This window comes from Achromobacter spanius, from assembly GCF_002812705.1.
Classification (GTDB): Bacteria; Pseudomonadota; Gammaproteobacteria; order Burkholderiales; family Burkholderiaceae_B; genus Achromobacter; species Achromobacter spanius.
Genome location: NZ_CP025030.1, coordinates 5,777,185 through 5,794,751, shown reverse-complemented (window position 1 = coordinate 5,794,751; position 17,567 = coordinate 5,777,185). Strand labels below are relative to the sequence as shown.

Genomic DNA, 17,567 nt, shown 5'->3' with positions numbered 1-17,567 from the left:
GCGCGATCCGGCGCGCTGCGCCAATCCTGGGCGGGTCCGCTTGCGGGCGCCATGTTGAGCGATGCATCGCGCTTGGCGGACGCCGGCCCCGACATTTTCAACCCGTCCCATTACGGCGACCGCGCCCGCCCGGTGGACGCCGGTGGCCGCCAAGCCGCCTGGTTCGTGCAGGGCGCGGGCTGGCAGGGCGTGTTGAGGCGCTACCGGCGCGGCGGCATGATCGCCCGCATCAGCCGCGACGCCTATCTTTGGAACGGCGAGGACCGCACTCGCAGCTTCCGCGAATTCCGCTTGCTGGCCGAGATGCGCGCGCAGGGGCTGGACGTGCCGGCGCCTTTGGCCGCCGCCTACTGGCGCCAAGGCCCGATCTACCGCGCGGCCATCGTGGTGGAACGCATTCCGGGCGTGCGGCCGCTGGCCCACGCGCTGGCCGAGCCGCTCTGGGGCGCGGTGGCGCAGGCCATTGTCCGCATGCACCGTGCCGGCGTCTGGCACGCCGACTTGAACGCCTTCAATATCCTGATCGGTGGCGACAACCGGGTCTGGCTGATCGATTTCGACCGCGGCACGCTGGGGGCGCTGTCCGAACGCCAGCGCCAGAGCAATCTGGACCGGTTGCGCCGCTCGCTCGTCAAGGTGGCGGGCGACGAGGGCGACCGCTTCTGGATGAAGCTGCGCGACAGCTACTGGACCGCCTGGGGCGTGGGCGTCCAACCCTGAACCACCGCAAAGGGGCGTTGCCGTCGCGATCAGCCTTCAAATGCGCCAATTCGCCGCTAAAGTTGGGCAGGCCATCGCTAAAAGGCTTTATCATTTCGCCTTTTGGTAGTCCTGACATACACGGCATACGGCAAGGGGGCTTGTAATGGAACTAAGGGCGGGAATGCGCTGGGCGCTTGGCGCGGTGTTGGTCGCGGCATCGGCATCGTCGGCGGTCGCGCAGGACAAGGTCGTCAACGTCTACAACTGGGCCGAATACACGGCGCCGGACACGATTCCGGGTTTCGAAAAGGAAACCGGCATCAAGGTCCGCTATGACGTCTATGACAGCAACGACACGCTGCAAGCCAAGCTGCTTGCCGGCAAGTCGGGGTACGACGTTGTTGTCCCCTCCACCCATTACGCCTCGCGCCAGATCCAGGCCGGGCTGTTCCAGAAGCTGGACAAGTCCAAGATTCCCAACTGGAAGTACCTGGACCCGGAACTGATGGCGCTGGTCGCCTCGGTCGACCCGGGCAACGAGCACGCCATTCCGTGGGGCTACGGCACCAACGGCCTGGGCTACAACGTCACCAAGGTCAAGCAGATCATGGGCGACAACGTAGACCTGGCCAACTGGGACATGATCTTCAAGCCCGAGAATGCCGCCAAGCTGAAAGAGTGCGGCATCTCGATGCTGGACGAAGCTGCGCAGGTGTTCCCGGCCGTGCTGAAGTACCTGGGCAAGGATCCCAACAGCACCAACGCCGACGACTACAAGGCCGCGCTGGATGTCTTGAAGCAGATCCGCCCGTACATCCGCCAGTTCAGTTCGTCGGGCTATATCGATGAGCTGGCCGTGGGCGACCTGTGCATGGTCTACGGTTTTTCGGGCGACGTGATGATCGCCCGCAAGCGCGCGCAAGAGGCCAAGAAGTCGTATGAAGTGAACTACTTCATTCCGAAGGGCGGCGCGCCCGCGTGGTTCGACCTGATGGTCATTCCGAAGGATGCGCCGCATCCCGAGGAAGCCCTGGCGTTCATCAACTACATCGAAACGCCGCAGGTGCACGCCGCCATCACCAACACCATGTTCTATCCCAACGCCAACAAAGAGGCGCGGAAATACGTGGTGAAGGACGTGGCCGACAACCCCATGATCTATCCGCCGGCGGAGGTCTCCAAGACCCTGTATGTGATCAAGGCGCTGCCCTTGAACATTCAACGCCTGCAAAACCGGATGTGGTCCGAGCTGAAGTCTGGAAGATAAGTCATCATGAGCGATAGCCGTTACTCGGCGCCGCATACGGCCGACCCGGACGAATTCGTCCGGGTGTCCGATGTGGTCAAGATCTTTGGCGATGTGGTCGCCGTGCGTTCCGTCAACCTGTCCGTCAAGCGCAACGAGATCTTTGCGCTGCTGGGAAGCTCCGGCAGCGGCAAATCCACCTTGCTGCGCATGCTGGCGGGCTTTGAGGACGCAACCTCCGGGCAAATCCTGCTGGACGGAGAGGACATCACTGCCGTGCCGCCGTACCGCCGGCCCGTGAACATGATGTTCCAGTCCTACGCCCTGTTCCCGCACATGACGGTTGAAGCCAATGTGGCGTTCGGCCTGAAGCAGGAAGGCGTGGACCGCGCCGAAATTCACGACCGCGTGTTCGAAGCGCTGGACTTGGTCCAGATGGCCGGTTATTCGCGCCGCAAGCCGAACCAGCTGTCGGGCGGCCAGCAGCAGCGCGTGGCGCTGGCGCGCAGCCTGGTCAAGCGACCCAAGCTGCTGTTGCTGGACGAACCGATGTCCGCGCTGGACAAGCAGATTCGCCAGAAGACGCAGATTGAACTGGTGAAGATTCTTGAACAGGTCGGCGTGACCTGCATCATGGTGACGCACGACCAGGAAGAGGCCATGACCATGGCGCACCGCCTAGCCGTCATGACCGAAGGCCAGATCGTCCAGTGCGGCACGCCGCAAGACGTCTATGCCTTTCCGAACTCGCGCTTCGTGGCCAGCTTCATCGGGTCGACCAATATGTTCACCGGCACCATCGTGGTGGACGAGCCCGACCACGTCGCCATCGAATGCGGCGAATTGACGCGGCCTTTGTTCGTGAACCACGGCGTGAGCGAGCCGCTGGGCATGGAAGTGCACGTCTCCATCCGGCCCGAGCGCCTGGTGGTGTCGCGCGAGCAACCGCCGGGTGAATACAACTGGGCGCACGGCATGGTCAGCCACATGGCGTGGATGGGCAGCTACGCGCTCTATCAGATCCGCCTGGATTCCGGCAAGACGGTGGAAGCCAGCGTGCCCAGCCTGCTGCTGGCGCAGATGGACGCGCCGGGCATCGACGAAGAAATCTTCGTCAGCTGGGGCGAAGACAGCGCGACGGTGCTGGCGTCATGATCCGCTTTTCGCCCCGCGACTGGTTGCCTTCCGGCCGGGCGCTGGCGGTGGTGCCGCCGTTTGCCTGGCTGGTGCTGTTCCTGCTGCTGCCCTTCCTGCTGGTATTGAAGATCAGCTTTGCCGAAGTGGAATTCGGCATTCCGCCGTATACGCCGCTGGCGCAATTCCAGGACGAAGCGGTGCAGTTCAGCCTGCACCTGCGCGGCTACATCCTGCTGTTTACCGACAGCCTGTACTTCAAGACCTACCTCAGTTCAGTGAAGATCGCCGGCATCACCACGCTGATCTGCGTGCTGATCGGTTATCCCATTGCGTATTACATCGCGCGCTCGTCGCCACGGGTGCGCAACCTGCTGCTGCTGGGCGTGATCCTGCCGTTCTGGACGTCGCTGCTGCTGCGCGTCTATGCGTGGGTGGGCATCCTGCGTAACGATGGCCTGTTGAACAACCTGCTGCAAAGCCTGGGCATTATTTCCAGCCCGCTGGAAATCTATCGCACCGACGTGGCGGTCTACATCGGCATGGTCTATGCGTACCTGCCGTTCTTCATCCTGCCGCTGTACGCCACGCTGGTGAAGATGGATCTGCGCTTGCTGGAAGCGGCTTACGACCTGGGCGCCAAGCCCTGGCAGGCGTTCTGGCAGATCACCGTGCCGCTATCGCGCCAGGGCGTGATAGCGGGCGCCATGCTGGTATTCATTCCGGCCGTGGGCGAATACGTCATCCCCGAAATGCTGGGCGGCGCCAACACGCTGATGATGGGCCGCGTCATGTGGAACGAGTTCTTCAATAACGCGGACTGGCCCATGGCGTCGGCGGTGACCTGCGTGATGGTACTGCTGCTGCTCGTGCCCTTGGTTTACTTCCAGTACAACCAGGTCAAACAGCAGGAACAAGCCAACGGAGGCCGCAAATGAAGGGTCCCAACAAGACATTGCGCGCCGTGGTGCTGGGCCTGGGGTACTTCTTCCTGTATGTGCCCATTATCAGCCTGATGGTGTTCTCGTTCAACGAGTCGCCCACCGTCACGTCGTGGGCGGGCTTCTCGTTTCGCTGGTATCACGCGCTGGTCAACGACGACGCGCTCTTGCGGGCCGCGTGGCTGTCGTTTCGCATCGCGGCGCTGACGGCCACGGCCGCCGTCATCATCGGTACGTGGGCCGGCTATGTGCTGGGGCGCATGGGACGCTTCCGTGGCTTTTCGCTGTACGTGGGCATGCTGAGCGCGCCGCTGGTTATTCCGGAAGTGGTGCTGGGAATTTCCTTGCTGCTGATGTTCGTGGAACTGCGCGGCAGCCTGGGCTGGCCCTCTGAAAATGGCGTGTTCACCATCTGGGTGGGGCACGTGACGCTATGCATGGCGTTTGTGGCCGTCGTCATCCAGACCCGCATCCGCGACCTGGACCGCTCGCTGGAAGAGGCCGCGCTGGACCTGGGCGCAACCCCCATCACCGTGTTCTTCAAGATCACGCTGCCGCTGATCGCGCCGGCGCTGGCGTCGGCCTGGTTGTTGTCGTTCACGCTGTCGCTGGACGACGTGGTGCTGGCGTCGTTCCTGTCCGGCCCCAGCTCCAGCACGCTGCCGATGGAAGTGTTTTCGCGGGTGCGCCTGGGGCTCAAACCCGAGATCAACGCGCTGGCCACCTTGTTCATCCTGGCCGTGGGCACGTGCGTGATCCTGGCCAACCGCCTGCAATGGCGCAAGGAATCTGAATCCAAATGAAGCAAACCACCCTGTATGGCCTGACCAAGTGCAGCACCTGCGTCAAGGCGCGCGACTGGCTGTCAGAACACGGCGTCGACCATGTGTTCGTGGATTACCGCGATCACCCGGTTGAGGCGGCCACGCTGAAATCGTGGTCCGACAAGGTCGGCGGTTGGGAAAAGCTGGTCAACCGCTCATCGATGACCTGGCGCAACCTGCCGGAAGACCGCAAGTCGGCCGCGACGGACAAGCAATGGAGCGACCTGATTGCCGAATACCCGGCCTTGGTGCGCCGCCCGGTCACCGTGACGCCCGATGGCGAGGTCACCGTGGGCTTTAGCGAAAAGCGCTACGGCGAACGTTTCGCCTGACGCCACCCGGCTGCGATGGCGTCCCCCATCCAGGCATCGCGCGGCGCCGGCCAGGCGCTGCCCGATGCCTTTTTTGATCGCGATGCCTGCACGCTGGCGCGCGACTTGTTGGGCAAGGTCATCCGCCATTGCGTGGACGGGCTGTGGCTGTCGGCGCGCATCATCGAAACCGAGGCCTACTACCTGGAAGAAAAGGGCAGCCACGCCTCGCTGGGCTACACCCACAAGCGCCGCGCGCTCTTCATGGATGGCGGCGTCATCTACATGTATTACGCGCGGGGCGGCGATTCGCTGAATTTCAGCGCCGCCGGGCCGGGTAATGCCGTGCTGATCAAGTCCGGGTATCCGTGGACGGACGCGCTGTCCGGCCCCGAGGCGCTGGCCCGCATGCAGCAGTTGAACCCGGATGCGCGGGGTCTGCCGCGTCCACCGTCGCGTCTGTGCGCGGGGCAGACGCTGCTGTGCCGTTCGTTGGGGCTGAAGGTGCCGCAGTGGGACGCGCGCCGCTTCGATCCCGGCGCGCTGTATGTGGAGGACGTGGGTGGCTCACCGCAAGCCCTGGTCTGCACCACGCGCCTGGGCATCCCGCCAGGGCGCGACGAGCATCTGCACTACCGCTTCGTGGATCCGGCCTACGCCGCGTTCTGCACACGCAACCCGTTGCGGCGCGGGCAACGTGCCGGCCATGACTACGTGTGGGTGGACCGCCAGGGCGTCGTGCTGCCCGAGGCGCCTGAAATTCAATCGCCCGAACGCTAGGAGCCCGGATGCCCGGCGCCCGGATGCCCGGCGCCCCAACGTCCGGCGCGCTAGGCGGCCTTTGCGGCGTCGATGCGCGCTTGCAGGGACTGGCGCATTTCCTGGTATTTGCGCGCAATGCGCTTGCGGTTCAGGCGCTTGCTCCAGGCGTAAAGCGGAATCAGCGGCAAGACCCCGAACCCGTCGATCAGGTACATGCCCTGCTTGCCCTCGGCGTTCTGGCCACAGGCGATATTGCTGGCGGAGATGTCGTGCAGCACGACATGCGCGTCGGCCAGGTCGTTGAAGAACTCGTCCAACTGTTCGAAGAACTGCGCGTCCACCTTGCCCTGCGCGGCCAGGTCAGCCACGGTGGGCGCAATGTTGCCGTCGGCGTCCGTGATCTTTTCCACCACCAGGCCCAGGCCCAGCGAGGTTTGCGCCACGCCCAGGATGCGCGCCATGGGCACTTGCCACACGCCCGACGGGCGGGTGGTGGTGGTGACGTATTCCGATATCTCGTTCAGATAGACGCGGTAGGCGCTTTCACGCTGGTACTGCTTGTACCAACGCTTGAACGGCCGCGCCTCCAGATAGATCGCGCGGGCGCGCATGTCCATGACCTTGACGAGCAGGTCGGGGGAATGCGGATGCTGGAAAATGTGGCGGTCGCCGCCGGTCGCGAGCGGGGTTGCGCCGTCCAGGTCCAGGGGACCGAACACCGATTGGAAAGAGACGCTGGATCGAGAGGAAGAAAGATCGGTTGAATTCAAGTTGGGCCGAACGTTGTATTCAAAGTGCGGGAAGTTTAATCCTGTTGCGCGGGCGCGGCGGCTCGGCTTGCATCAAGGGATGTCGTTTGCTTACAACGTGGCGATGATGCGTCCTACAATTCCGGCTTTGGAGATGCCTCTTTTGAATGACATTCTGCTTTGGGTAGCCGCGGGCGGTGCGGGTCTGGCGTGTTTGGCGGCCATGCTGGCCTGGTTGCGTCCGGCCGCGCCAGATGCGCGGCTGGATGCACTGCTGGAAGGCCTGGAGCGCACCGAGCGTGCATTGCGCGCCGATATCGCTGAAGGGCAACGCGGCCTGCGCAGCGAATTTTCAGAATCCACGCGCGCGCTGCGGGTAGAGCTGGCGCAATCGCATGGCGACTTGCGCACCGGCCTGGCGCGCGATGCCCAGGCCGCGCGCGCCGAATCGGCCGAGTCGCTGGCCCGCTTTGCGGCGGGTTTCGGCGAACAATTGCAGGGCCTGATCCAGATCAACGAGCGCCGCCTGATGGAAGTGCGCGCCACGGTGGACCAGCGGCTGCAATCCTTGCAGGCGGATAACAGCGCCAAGCTCGATGAGATGCGCCGCACCGTGGATGAAAAGCTGCATGCCACGCTGGAACAGCGCCTGGGCGAATCGTTCAAGCTGGTGTCGGACCGCCTGGAAGCCGTGCACAAAGGCCTGGGCGAGATGCAGGCGCTGGCGGCGGGCGTGGGCGACCTGAAGCGCGTGTTGACCAACGTGAAGTCGCGCGGCACCTGGGGCGAGGTGCAACTGGCCCGCCTGATTGAAGACAACATGACGCCCGACCAGTACGCCAGCAACATCAAGCCCGTGCCGGGCAGCGATGCGGTGGTCGAGTTCGCCATCCGCTTGCCTGGGCGGGGAGACGGTGGCGCGCCTGTGTGGCTACCGATCGACGCCAAATTCCCCAAGGAAGAATACGAACGGCTGATGGACGCCCAGGACGCCGCCGACGTGGACGGCGTGAAAACCGCCGGCGCCGCGCTGGGCCGCGCGGTTGAGGTGCAGGCGCGGCTGATCGCCAGCAAATATGTGTCGCCGCCGCACACGACCGACTTCGCCATCATGTTCCTGCCCACCGAAAGCCTTTACGCCGAGGTGCTGCGGCGCCCGGGCTTGCTGGACAAGCTGCACGACCTGCGCATCAACGTGGCCGGCCCCAGCAACCTGGCGGCCTTGCTGAACAGCTTGCAGATGGGCTTTCGCACTTTGGCGATCGAGCAGCGTTCATCGGAAGTGTGGCAGGTGCTGCGGGCTGTCAAAACCGAATTCGGCAAGTTCGGCGACGCGCTGGCCAGCGTCAAGAAGTCGCTGGACACCGCCAGTAACAAGATCGGCCAGACCGAGGTTCGCACTCGCGCGATGCTGAAAAACCTGAAGAATGTCGAAGCCTTGCCCGACGCGGAAGCCTTAAGGCTATTGGGCGATGCCGACGCGGTGGGCGATGCGGATGAGGCCAATGGCGTCAATGATGACGACGCCGCGCAACCCCTGGCTACGCCGCCCAACACGACGTCTTCGGGTTCGGCCGGACCTGACGCGGCCTGACGCGGCCCGGCCCGGCCCGGCCTGATCCGGCCTGATCCGGCGCGCTCTGATCCGGTTCAGCCTGGACCGCTCGGCGAATCCCGGCTCGGCCTGCCAGCCACCGAACCGGCATCGCGCGCGGCAAGCGCGACGGGCCGGCTTGTTGCCCACGCGGACTGTCGATATCCTGGCATGTGCGGCATTTCGCCGTCGACCCTGGAGCATCGTAAGCATGAGCACCGCTGACCGCCATGATTCCTCACCCCTCGACGCGACGGCGCTGGGCGCCGATATCGCCCAGGGCGTTACCACCGCGCTAGCCGCGATGCAGCAGGCGGTGGACCGGGTGGCGGCGCGCAATCCCGCCATCAACGCCGCCTGCGGCATCGAAGCCGACGCCGGGCTGCGCCTGGCCCAGGCGCTGGACGATGAACTGGCCGGGCTGACGCCTGAACAGCGGCTGGCGCAACTGGACGCCCGGCCCTTCCTGGGCGTGCCCACCTTGCTGAAAGACCTGGGCACGGCGGCCCTGGGCTTGCCCAGCGCCATGGGGTCGGTACTGTATGGGCATGTTGAATGGGATGTGGATGCCGAAATCGTCAAACGCTACCGCCGCGCCGGACTGATTCCGTTTGGCCGCACCACCAGCGGCGAACTCGGCCTGAGCCCCACCACCGAATCGCCCGCCTACGGGCCGCCTACCCAAAACCCCTGGAAGGCCGGCCACAGCGCGGGCGGGTCCAGCGGTGGCGCGGGCGCGGCCCTGGCCAGTGGCATGGTGCGCATCGCGCACGGCAGCGACGGCGGCGGGTCCATCCGCATCCCGTCCTCGTGCTGCGGGGTGCTGGGCCTGAAGCCGTCGCGCGGGCTGATGCCGCTGGGCCCCTTGAAGGGCGAAGGGTGGGGCGGCCTGGCCACCGAACACATGATGACCCTGTCGGTGCGCGACTGCGCCGCGTCGCTGGACATCAGCGCGGGGGCGGACGTGGGCGCGCCCTACGCGGCCCCGGCGCAACCCGAGTCGTACCGGACAGTGGTGGCGCGTGTTGCCGCCGACCCGCATGGTGCGCCGCGTCGCCGCATTGCCTTCATCAACACCACCTATGAAGGCGGGGCGATCCACCCCGAAGTCGCCGCCACCGTGGACGAGGCGGCGCGCCTTTTCGCATCGCTCGGCCATGAAATGGTGCCGGCCCTGCCGCCGGTGGGGTCCGAGGAAGTGCTGTCGCCCATGCTGCCGCTGATTGCCAGCGCCGCCGCCAATGCCATCGACAGCTTTGTCGCCGAGCGCGGGCGCCGCCTGGCCGCCGACGAGCTGCAACCCACCACGCTGGGCGCGCGTGAATATGCACGGGCGATATCCGGTGCCCAATACGTGGCCTGCGTGGACAGCTGCCACGAAATCACCCGGCGCATCGGCCGCTTCCTGCACCGCGACGGCGCCCACGGCCATGACCTTTTCCTGAGCCCCGTCCTGGCGCAACCGCCCGCGCCCCTGGGCCGGTACGCCATGGACAACGCCGATTACCTGGCCTACCGTCTGGGCAAGAAGGGCGTGATCGGCTATTCGCCCTTTGCCCCCCTGGCCAACCTGACCGGCATGCCGGCCATCTCCATCCCGTTCGGCATGTCATCCGATGGGCTGCCGATCGGCATCCAGGTGATGGGGCCGTTGGGTAGCGAAGCGCTGCTGCTGGAACTGGCGGCGCAGGTCGAGGCCTTGCGGCCCTGGGCGTTGGTGGCGCCCATGGCCAGATAGCGGGCTTTACCGCGGCGGGCGTTACCGCAGCGGGCTTTATCGAGAGCGGCTTTTACCGAGAGCCGGCCTTACCAGGAGCAGCCATGTCGTCGTTTGCCACGCACACCGTGCAAAACCAGGTGCCTCCGCTGGAAGACTATTCGCTGTACGACACCGACCCCGCCTTGCGCGAGGCGGTGCGGCGCGAGGGCGCGCAGGCCTGGGAAGGCGACCTGGCCGCGCACGGCGCCTGGCTGGGCCGCGCGCAGACGCTGGCCGCCGGCGCCGAAGCCAACCGCTGTCCCCCCCGGTTGATGAGCTATGACCGCACCGGGCACCGCATCGACCACGTGGAATTCCACCCGGCCTGGAACCTGTTGATGACCGGCATCATGGCGCGCGGGCTGCACAGCCGCGCCTGGGCGCAAGCGGTGCCCGGCGCGCAAGTGGCGCGCGCCGCCGCCTATTTGATGCAAGGGCAGGTTGAGGCCGGCACGCTGTGCCCCACCGCGATGACGTTTGCCGCCGTGCCGCTGTTGCAGCGTGAACCGTCCGGCGCCGTGGACTTTGCCGGGCAATGGCTGCCCGCGCTGTATTCGCGCGAATTCGATGGGGCCGACGCGCCCCTGGCCGCCAAGCGCAGCGCGCTGGTGGGCATGGGGTTGACCGAAAAGCAGGGCGGCTCCGATCTGCGCGCCGTCAATACCCGCGCGGTGCCCCTGGGCGCGGCGGGTCGCGGCAACGCCTATCAGTTGGTGGGACACAAGTGGTTCTTTTCTGTGCCGCAGGCGGACGCGCACCTGGTGTTGGCGCACACGGACGAAGGGCTCAGCTGCTTGTTCGTGCCGCGCTGGATTCCCGACGGCCCGCGCAACGCCATCCGCGTGCGCCGCTTGAAAGACAAGCTGGGCAACCGCAGCAACGCCAGTGCCGAAGTCGAATTCGAGGATGCCTGGGGCGTGATGGTGGGCGAACCGGGGCGCGGGCTGGCCGTGCTGCTGGAAATGGCGGCCACCACGCGGCTGGACTGCGTGCTGGGCAGCGCCGCGCTGCTGCGCCAGGCGCTGGTGCAGTCCCTGCATCACGCGCAGCATCGCCACGCCTTCGGCAAGCCGCTGATCGCGCAGCCGCTGATGCGCAACGTGCTGGCCGACCTGGCGCTGGAGAGCGAGGCAGCGATGGTGCTGGCGCTGCGTCTGGCGCGCGCGGTTGATGCGTGCGCTGCTACCCATGCGGCTACCCGCGTCGATACCCAGGCGCGCGCGCTGGTGCGCGTGGGCACGCCCGCCGCCAAGCTCTGGATCTGCAAACGCGCCATCGATGCCGTGGCGGAGTGCATGGAGGTCTGGGGCGGCAACGGGTATGTGGAAGAAGGGCCGATGCCGCGCCTCTACCGGGAAACACCGGTCAATTCCATATGGGAAGGGTCGGGCAACGTGATGGCGCTGGACGTGCTGCGCGCCTTGCAGCGCGAACCCGACGCCTTGCCCGCGCTGGAACAGGAATTCGCGCACGCGGCGGGCCAGTATCAGGCGTTCGACGCGGCGCTGGCAGCTTGGTGCGCGTTGCTGGCCGATACTCCCGAAGCCGAATTCCAGGCACGCCGCATCGCCTGCGGCCTGGCGCGGCTGTGGCAGGCCGCCTTGCTGATCCAGCATGCGCCTGCCGCCGTGGCGCAAGCCTTTGTGGCCAGCCGCCTGCACGCCGATGGCGGCGTTTTTGGCGAGCTGGCGGCAGGCGTGGATGCCGGGGCGATCCTGGCGCGCGCCTGGCCGCCCGCCGCCGCATGCTAAATTTCCCGGCTTGACCAACCTTTCCGCATTCTTCCCGCCATGCTCTCCCAGCAAGAACTCAAGCAACAAGCCGCCGACGCCGCCCTGGAATTCGTTGAACAGGTCGCCGGCCCGGACGTCATCATCGGGGTGGGCACGGGCTCCACGGCCGACCTGTTCATCGATGGCCTGGCGCGTTTCAAGGGTCGCATCGGCGGCACCGTCGCCAGTTCGGAGCGCAGTGCTGCCCGCTTGGCCGGCCACGGCCTGAAGGTGCTGGACCTGAACGATGTGTCGACCATGCCGATCTACGTGGACGGCGCCGACGAGATCGACGCGAACCTGTCCATGATCAAGGGCGGCGGCGGCGCGCTGACGCGCGAGAAAATCGTGGCCTCGGTGGCGGAACGCTTTATCTGCATCGCCGACGAATCCAAGCTGGTCCAGACGCTGGGCAAGTTTCCGCTGCCGCTGGAAGTGATTCCGATGGCGCGCGAATCGGTGGCGCGTGCCCTGACGGCCCTGGGCGGCCAGCCGCGTCTGCGCGAGGGCTTCATCACCGACAACGGCAACATCATCCTGGATGTGTCGGGCCTGGCGATCTCGGACGCGCGCGCGTTCGAAGCGCTGGTCAACAACCTGCCCGGCGTGGTCACCTGCGGCCTGTTCGCGCTGGCGGGGGCCGATGTGGCGCTGCTGGCCACGCAAAACGGTATCCGCCGGCTGGACCGCGCAGCGTAAGCAGCCAGCTTCGCGCGGCCCGGGTGTTGCCCTTGCCGCCCCGCCTTGCGGGGGGCGGGGCGTCGATTCATAATCCTGTCACACTTGGGTCATAACCTTGCCGGTTGTGCAGGCCCATCTCGTAACTCTCTTATTTCGGGGCAATGCAATGAGACCAACCACGCAGGGAGCCCGGATGACGGAGCATACAAACAAGCAGTTCGACGCCGACCTGGAAAGCGTCCGTTCGCAATTCTTGCAAATGGGCGGCTTGGTGGAAGCCATGATCCAGGAAGCGATCGACGCGTTGGCCACGGGCGACCTGTCGCTGGTGGAGAAAGTCCGTGAGCGGGAAAAGGAAGTCAACCGCCACGAAGTCGAAATCGACGAAAGCATCAGCCGCATCCTGGCCCGTCACCAGCCCACCGCCATCGACTTGCGCATGCTGATGGCCGTGTCGAAGATGCTGACCGACATGGAGCGTTCCGGCGACGAGGCCGAAAAGGTCGCTACCGTTGCGCGTCGCATCCATGAAGCCGAAATGCGCCACATCCCGGTGATCGAACTGCGTCACATGGCCGCCAACGTGCGCACCATGTTGCACCAGGCACTGGACGCCTTCGCCCGCCTTGACCCCATCCAGGCCGCCGCCGTCGTGCGCAGCGACAAGGAAGTGGACAAGGAATGGAAGGGCGCGCTGCGCCACCTGATCACCTACATGATCGAAGACCCGCGCACCATCTCGCGCGCCATCGACATGATCTTCATCGCGCGCGCGCTGGAACGCATTGGCGACCATGCCAAGAACATGTCCGAACGTGTCATCTACATGGTCAAGGGCGCCGACGTGCGCCACACCGGCGTGAAGAACACCGAGCGCCTGGCGCGCGGCGAGGAAGAGTCGGAAGACGACGCCTGATCATGCCAGGCTTTTTTGGCCGACGGCCAACGGGCCAGTAAGCCATAAGCCAATAGGCCAGCAGGCCAGCAGGCCAACAAAAAAGCCCCGACACGGTCATCGCGTCGGGGCTTTTGCTTGGGGGCGGCGTTACAGCGGCAGCACTACAGCGGCAGCACTACAGCGGCAGCACTACAGCGGCAGCACCGCGCCTTGGCAGAGCCGGGGGTCCGGGACGCCGGGTTTACCGGCATCGATGCGCCCGGCAAGCCGGCGCCCGAAGGCGGGCAGGTCGGTGACGCTGACTTCTAGGTCGTACCAGCCTTCGCAACCGGTGTACTTCAATTCCATCGCGCCGCCCGCCGGCACGTGCGCCATGGCGCGCCAGTTGTCGCCCATGCGGGACTCCAGCTTCACCGGCCGTGGCATGTCGCTGTGATTGATGAGCCGCACGCGCAGCCCCGACGTGACGGGGACCAGTTGCGCTTCCAGCGTGCCGCCGTCCTGGGAGTCGCCCTGGAAGTGACGATGAAAGCCATCCGGGCCCAGCAGCCAGAGGTCGTAGGCGCCGCCCTGGCTCAGCCGCCAACCATCGTCCAAGCGCGCGCCGGCGCCGATGGTGTAGCGTCGGGGCGCGCGCGCCAGGTCGTGGCGGTCGTACACATGCAGTACGGCGGCGGCGCTGCCCGGGTTGCGCAGCGTCAGCCGGTAGTGTTCGCCATCGGCCGTCATGCGGCCCACCGCTTCCAGCGCGTAGGGCAGCGCGCAGGCGTGGCGGTTGCTGTCGGGATGGTGCGGGCCGCGATCGCCGCTGAAATCAAAAGCCGAGGTCAGGTCGCCGCTTACCGCGCGCCGCCACGCGCTGATGTTCGGCTCAGAAACGCCGAAGCGGGCTTCCAGAAAGCGGATCACCGAGGTGTGGTCGAACACTTGTGAATTGACCCAGCCGCCACGGCTCCAGGGCGATACCACCAGCATCGGCACGCGCGGCCCCAGCCCGAAACCGCGCCCATGCAGGTGGGCGGGGTCTTCATGCGCAGTGCTGTGTCCGAGCCGGGCGTCGTGGTATTCGCCGTCGAGCTCCACGGTGGACAGCCCGCCCGACTGGCCATCGGCGTGGCGCGCGGGCGGGGCGGGCGGAGGCGCGTGGTCAAAGAAGCAGTCGTTCTCGTCATAGGTGACAAGAAAAACGCAGCGGCTCCAGGATTCGGGGTTGCTGGTCAGGATATCCAGCACGCGCTCGGTATACGCGCCGCCCTGGCGCGGCGACGAGACTTCGGGATGTTCCGAGTCGGCGGTGGGGGCGATGATCCACGACACCGCCGGCAACTGGCCCGAGGCGACGTCGCGCGCCAGATCATCCAGCGTATGGGTCGACAGGGCGCGGTCACGCAAGGGGGCCGATACCGCGGTGCTGGCATGCGCCTGGCGGTACTGACGAAAGCCGGCCAGCGGGTTGTCGTGAAAGTTGTCCGCCATGTCCTGGTAGATGCGCCAGTCCACGCCCGCGTCCTGCAGGCGCTCGGGGTAGGTGGTCCAGGCATAACCTTCGTTTGCCGCGCCCAGCCGGTCGTAGTGGTTCACCAACGCCGGGCCACCCGCCACGCCGGTGGGATCGTTCGTGCCGGTCCACAGGAACAGGCGGTTCGGATTGGTGCCGGCGTGCAGGGAACAGTGATAGGCGTCGCACACGGTGAACGCGTTGGCCAAGGCGGCCTGGAAGGGCACGTCGGCGCAGGTATAGGCGCCCAGCCCCAAGCGGCCTTTGGCGGGCAGCCACTGGTCCATGCGGCCGTCGTTCCAGGCCCATTGCGCATCGACCCACGTGTGCGGCGTGATGAAGCCGGCCGGTGTGTCGCTGGCCAGCTCTTCCTGTAGGGCATAGGGACGGCATTGCGTGGCGCCGTCCGATTGCGTCAGCACGTTGCCGGCCAGGGTGGGCACAAGATGCGGATCGGCAAACCCGCGCACGCCGGGCATCGTGCCGAAATAGTGGTCGAAGGACCGGTTTTCCTGCATCAGGATGACAACGTGCCGCACGTCGTAGAGGGTGCCCGTCTTGCGATCAGGCGGGATCGCCATGGCGCGCTGGATGGACGACGGTGGGTCGGCGGGGAGAGGCAAGCGCGATTCTTCTTTCATGACAACATTAATACGGCCTGCAAACTTCGATCTTAAGGGCAATGTCAGGTCACGTGCCGGCGATAGCGCGTCGGAGCCGCGTCGGCGCCACGAAAAGCGAAGCCCCTCGCGCGCGAGGGGCTTCGTGAGGGGCCCGCCGTTTGGGGCCCAGGGCAAGCGGCGCCGCCGGTTGCCGGCTCAGGCCGAAGGCGGAACGTAGCCGTTGGCTTCGACGGTGCCGTCTTCGAACAGGAAACGCTCCATCTGTTCCTTCAGGTACTTGCGCGCGCGGGCGTCGGCCAGGTTCAAGCGGTTTTCATTGACCAGGCGCGTCTGGATGGCTTTCCATTCTTCCCAGGCTTCCTTGGAAATGCTCTGCCAGATCTTGGTGCCGAGCTCGCCGGGATAGGGGGGGAAGTCCAGCCCTTCGGCTTCACGCTTCAATTTCACACAGTTGACGATACGGGACATGGTTCGCTGCCGAAAATAGGAATAACGCCGTATTTTAGCGGGCTTGGCGCCGCACAGGCGCCAAGCCCCTTCAGATGCTGCGGTCAGCCGGTGCTGCGGTCAGCCGTCGCTGCGGTCAGCCGATGCTGCGGTCAGCCGGTGCTGCCAACGACTTCAGCCGGCATTACAGCTTCTTGATGAACACCAGGCTGTTGCGCGACCGGTTGTAGTTGTTTTGCTTTTCGCGCGGCAGGTCGGTAATGCCGCCTTGCACGAAGCCGCGTTTGATGAACCAGTGCGACGTGCGCGTGGTCAGCACGAACAGCCGCTTGGCGCCGGTGGCGCGGGCGCGTGATTCCATGTGGCGCAGCAGGATTTCGCCTTCGCCGGAGCCCTGCCATTCCGGGTGCACGATCAGGCAGGCCATTTCGGCCATCTGCTCGTCGGCGAAGGTATGCAGCGCGGCGCAGCCGTAGATCACGCCGTCGTGCTCCAGCACCGTGAAGTTTTCCACGTCGCGCTCGATCACGCTGCGCGGGCGCGGCACCAGGGTGCCGTCTGCTTCCAAGGGTTCGATCAGGCTCAGAATGGCGCCCACGTCGTCGATCGTGGCGGCGCGCAGATCGTCCAGCGTGTCTTCCACCACCATGGTGCCCACGCCGTCGTGGGTAAAGATTTCCAGCAGCACGCTGCCATCCAGCGCGAACGGCAGCAGGTGGGCGCGGGCCACGCCGCGCTTGACCGCCAGCGATGCGTATTGCAGGAAGGCGTGGGTTTCCTCGTCGAGTTCGCCGCCCGCCAGCAGGGCATCGGCATCCACGCGGGCCAGTTCGGTGTCCAGCGTGCCGTCATCGTTCAGCACGCCTTGCGAGCTGGACAGAAAGATCAGCTTTTCAGCGCGCAGCGCAACGGCCACGCTGGTGGCCAGGTCTTCCATGGCCAGGTTGAAGGCGTCGCCCGTCGGCGAGAAGCCCAGCGGCGACAGCAGCACCACCGACGAACCTTTCTCGATGGCGAACTTCAGCGCCTCGACGTCGATCTTGCGGACCTGGCCGGTGTGCTTGTAATCGATTCCTTCCAGTACCCCGGTGGGCCGGGCCGTGACGAAGTTGCCGGAAATGACGCGGATGTGCGCGTGCGACATCGGGGTGTTGGGCAAGCCCTGGCTGAACGCCGCTTCGATGTCCAGGCGGATTTCGCCCGCGGCTTCCTTGGCGCATTCCAGCGCGGCGGCGTCGGTGGGCGCCAGACCGCGGTCGAACTGCTGGGTATAGCCCTTCAAACGCAGTTGCTCATTGACCTGTGGACGCGAGCCGTGCACCAGCACCAGCCGGATGCCCAGGGACGACAGCAGCGACAAGTCCTGCACCAGCGTATTCAGCGCACCGGCCTGAACCAGTTCGCCGCCGAACGCCACCACGAAGGTCTTGCCTCGGAACGCATGCACATAGGGCGCGACGTCGCGAAACCATCGGACGAACTGCGCGGCTGCGAATTCCGGGGCTTCAAGGGCGGAGACGGTGTCTGGTTCCAGGTCGGGCATGATGGGCGGAGGGATTCCTGAGAGTCGGTAAAAACGCGGCGCCTTGCCGCGTCATAGCGCCGTCGCATGACGGCGTGGCGAAA

The 17,567-nt window shown here is 65.8% G+C and carries 16 protein-coding genes; 12 read left to right on the top strand and 4 right to left on the bottom strand.

Translation table 11 applies throughout. The features are described 5' to 3' along the window. The first annotated feature begins 51 nt into the window (after positions 1-51). The 7 genes from CVS48_RS26260 (at position 52) to CVS48_RS26230 (ending at position 5,938) form a co-directional block, all read left to right on the top strand. The gene (locus CVS48_RS26260; protein ID WP_242001430.1) at positions 52-720 is read left to right on the top strand and encodes a 3-deoxy-D-manno-octulosonic acid kinase; all 669 of its coding nucleotides are present in this window, start codon (positions 52-54) and stop codon (positions 718-720) included. 145 nt (positions 721-865) lie between these two features. Next, on the top strand, positions 866-1,969 hold the full coding sequence (locus tag CVS48_RS26255) for a polyamine ABC transporter substrate-binding protein (protein ID WP_100857016.1): 1,104 nt from the start codon (positions 866-868) through the stop codon (positions 1,967-1,969). A gap of 6 nt (positions 1,970-1,975) precedes the next feature. Further along, the gene (locus CVS48_RS26250; RefSeq protein ID WP_100857015.1) at positions 1,976-3,103 is read left to right on the top strand and encodes an ABC transporter ATP-binding protein; all 1,128 of its coding nucleotides are present in this window, start codon (positions 1,976-1,978) and stop codon (positions 3,101-3,103) included. Beyond that, positions 3,100-4,020: an ABC transporter permease subunit gene (locus CVS48_RS26245; protein WP_100857014.1), complete on the top strand. Its 921-nt coding sequence runs from the start codon at positions 3,100-3,102 to the stop codon at positions 4,018-4,020. Before CVS48_RS26250 ends, CVS48_RS26245 begins: the two co-directional genes overlap by 4 nt. After that, complete coding sequence (locus CVS48_RS26240) at positions 4,017-4,826, top strand: ABC transporter permease subunit (protein ID WP_100857013.1); 810 nt, start codon at positions 4,017-4,019, stop codon at positions 4,824-4,826. The genes CVS48_RS26245 and CVS48_RS26240 overlap by 4 nt, the downstream gene beginning before the upstream one ends. Beyond that, on the top strand, positions 4,823-5,179 hold the full coding sequence (locus CVS48_RS26235) for a Spx/MgsR family RNA polymerase-binding regulatory protein (RefSeq protein WP_050450406.1): 357 nt from the start codon (positions 4,823-4,825) through the stop codon (positions 5,177-5,179). The genes CVS48_RS26240 and CVS48_RS26235 overlap by 4 nt, the downstream gene beginning before the upstream one ends. A 15-nt stretch (positions 5,180-5,194) precedes the next feature. After that, positions 5,195-5,938: a DNA-3-methyladenine glycosylase gene (locus tag CVS48_RS26230; protein WP_100857012.1), complete on the top strand. Its 744-nt coding sequence runs from the start codon at positions 5,195-5,197 to the stop codon at positions 5,936-5,938. A 50-nt stretch (positions 5,939-5,988) separates the two neighbouring features. Here CVS48_RS26230 and CVS48_RS26225 read toward each other — a convergent pair whose 3' ends face one another. Next, a complete protein-coding gene (locus CVS48_RS26225; protein ID WP_100857011.1) occupies positions 5,989-6,690 on the bottom strand; it encodes a PhoP regulatory network YrbL family protein in 702 nt (233 codons plus the stop codon). Positions 6,691-6,823: 133 nt separating this feature from the next. Here CVS48_RS26225 and CVS48_RS26220 point away from each other — a divergent pair, with 133 nt between their 5' ends. The 5 genes from CVS48_RS26220 (at position 6,824) to phoU (ending at position 13,391) form a co-directional block, all read left to right on the top strand. Next, positions 6,824-8,263: a DNA recombination protein RmuC gene (locus CVS48_RS26220; protein ID WP_242001147.1), complete on the top strand. Its 1,440-nt coding sequence runs from the start codon at positions 6,824-6,826 to the stop codon at positions 8,261-8,263. Positions 8,264-8,474: 211 nt separating this feature from the next. Then, positions 8,475-10,001, top strand: coding sequence for an amidase (locus CVS48_RS26215; RefSeq protein ID WP_100857010.1), 1,527 nt, complete (start codon positions 8,475-8,477; stop codon positions 9,999-10,001). Positions 10,002-10,084: 83 nt separating this feature from the next. Then, a complete protein-coding gene (locus tag CVS48_RS26210) occupies positions 10,085-11,773 on the top strand; it encodes an isovaleryl-CoA dehydrogenase (RefSeq protein ID WP_100857009.1) in 1,689 nt (562 codons plus the stop codon). Between the two features lie 39 nt (positions 11,774-11,812). Beyond that, positions 11,813-12,493 carry a ribose-5-phosphate isomerase RpiA gene (rpiA, locus tag CVS48_RS26205; RefSeq protein WP_100857008.1) on the top strand — a complete coding sequence of 227 codons (681 nt, stop codon included), beginning with the start codon at positions 11,813-11,815 and terminating at the stop codon, positions 12,491-12,493. A 175-nt stretch (positions 12,494-12,668) separates the two neighbouring features. Then, positions 12,669-13,391: a phosphate signaling complex protein PhoU gene (gene phoU, locus CVS48_RS26200; RefSeq protein WP_100857007.1), complete on the top strand. Its 723-nt coding sequence runs from the start codon at positions 12,669-12,671 to the stop codon at positions 13,389-13,391. Positions 13,392-13,562: 171 nt separating this feature from the next. Here phoU and CVS48_RS26195 read toward each other — a convergent pair whose 3' ends face one another. The 3 genes from CVS48_RS26195 to argA form a co-directional block, all read right to left on the bottom strand. Continuing rightward, positions 13,563-15,512 (bottom strand): phosphocholine-specific phospholipase C, encoded by a 1,950-nt coding sequence (locus CVS48_RS26195; RefSeq protein WP_100857006.1) that lies wholly within the window; start codon positions 15,510-15,512, stop codon positions 13,563-13,565. A gap of 177 nt (positions 15,513-15,689) precedes the next feature. Further along, positions 15,690-15,962 carry an oxidative damage protection protein gene (locus tag CVS48_RS26190; RefSeq protein ID WP_100857005.1) on the bottom strand — a complete coding sequence of 91 codons (273 nt, stop codon included), beginning with the start codon at positions 15,960-15,962 and terminating at the stop codon, positions 15,690-15,692. A gap of 163 nt (positions 15,963-16,125) precedes the next feature. Next, entirely contained in the window at positions 16,126-17,484 is a 1,359-nt protein-coding gene (gene argA / locus CVS48_RS26185; protein WP_100857004.1) for an amino-acid N-acetyltransferase, read from the bottom strand. Positions 17,485-17,567: the final 83 nt, after the last annotated feature.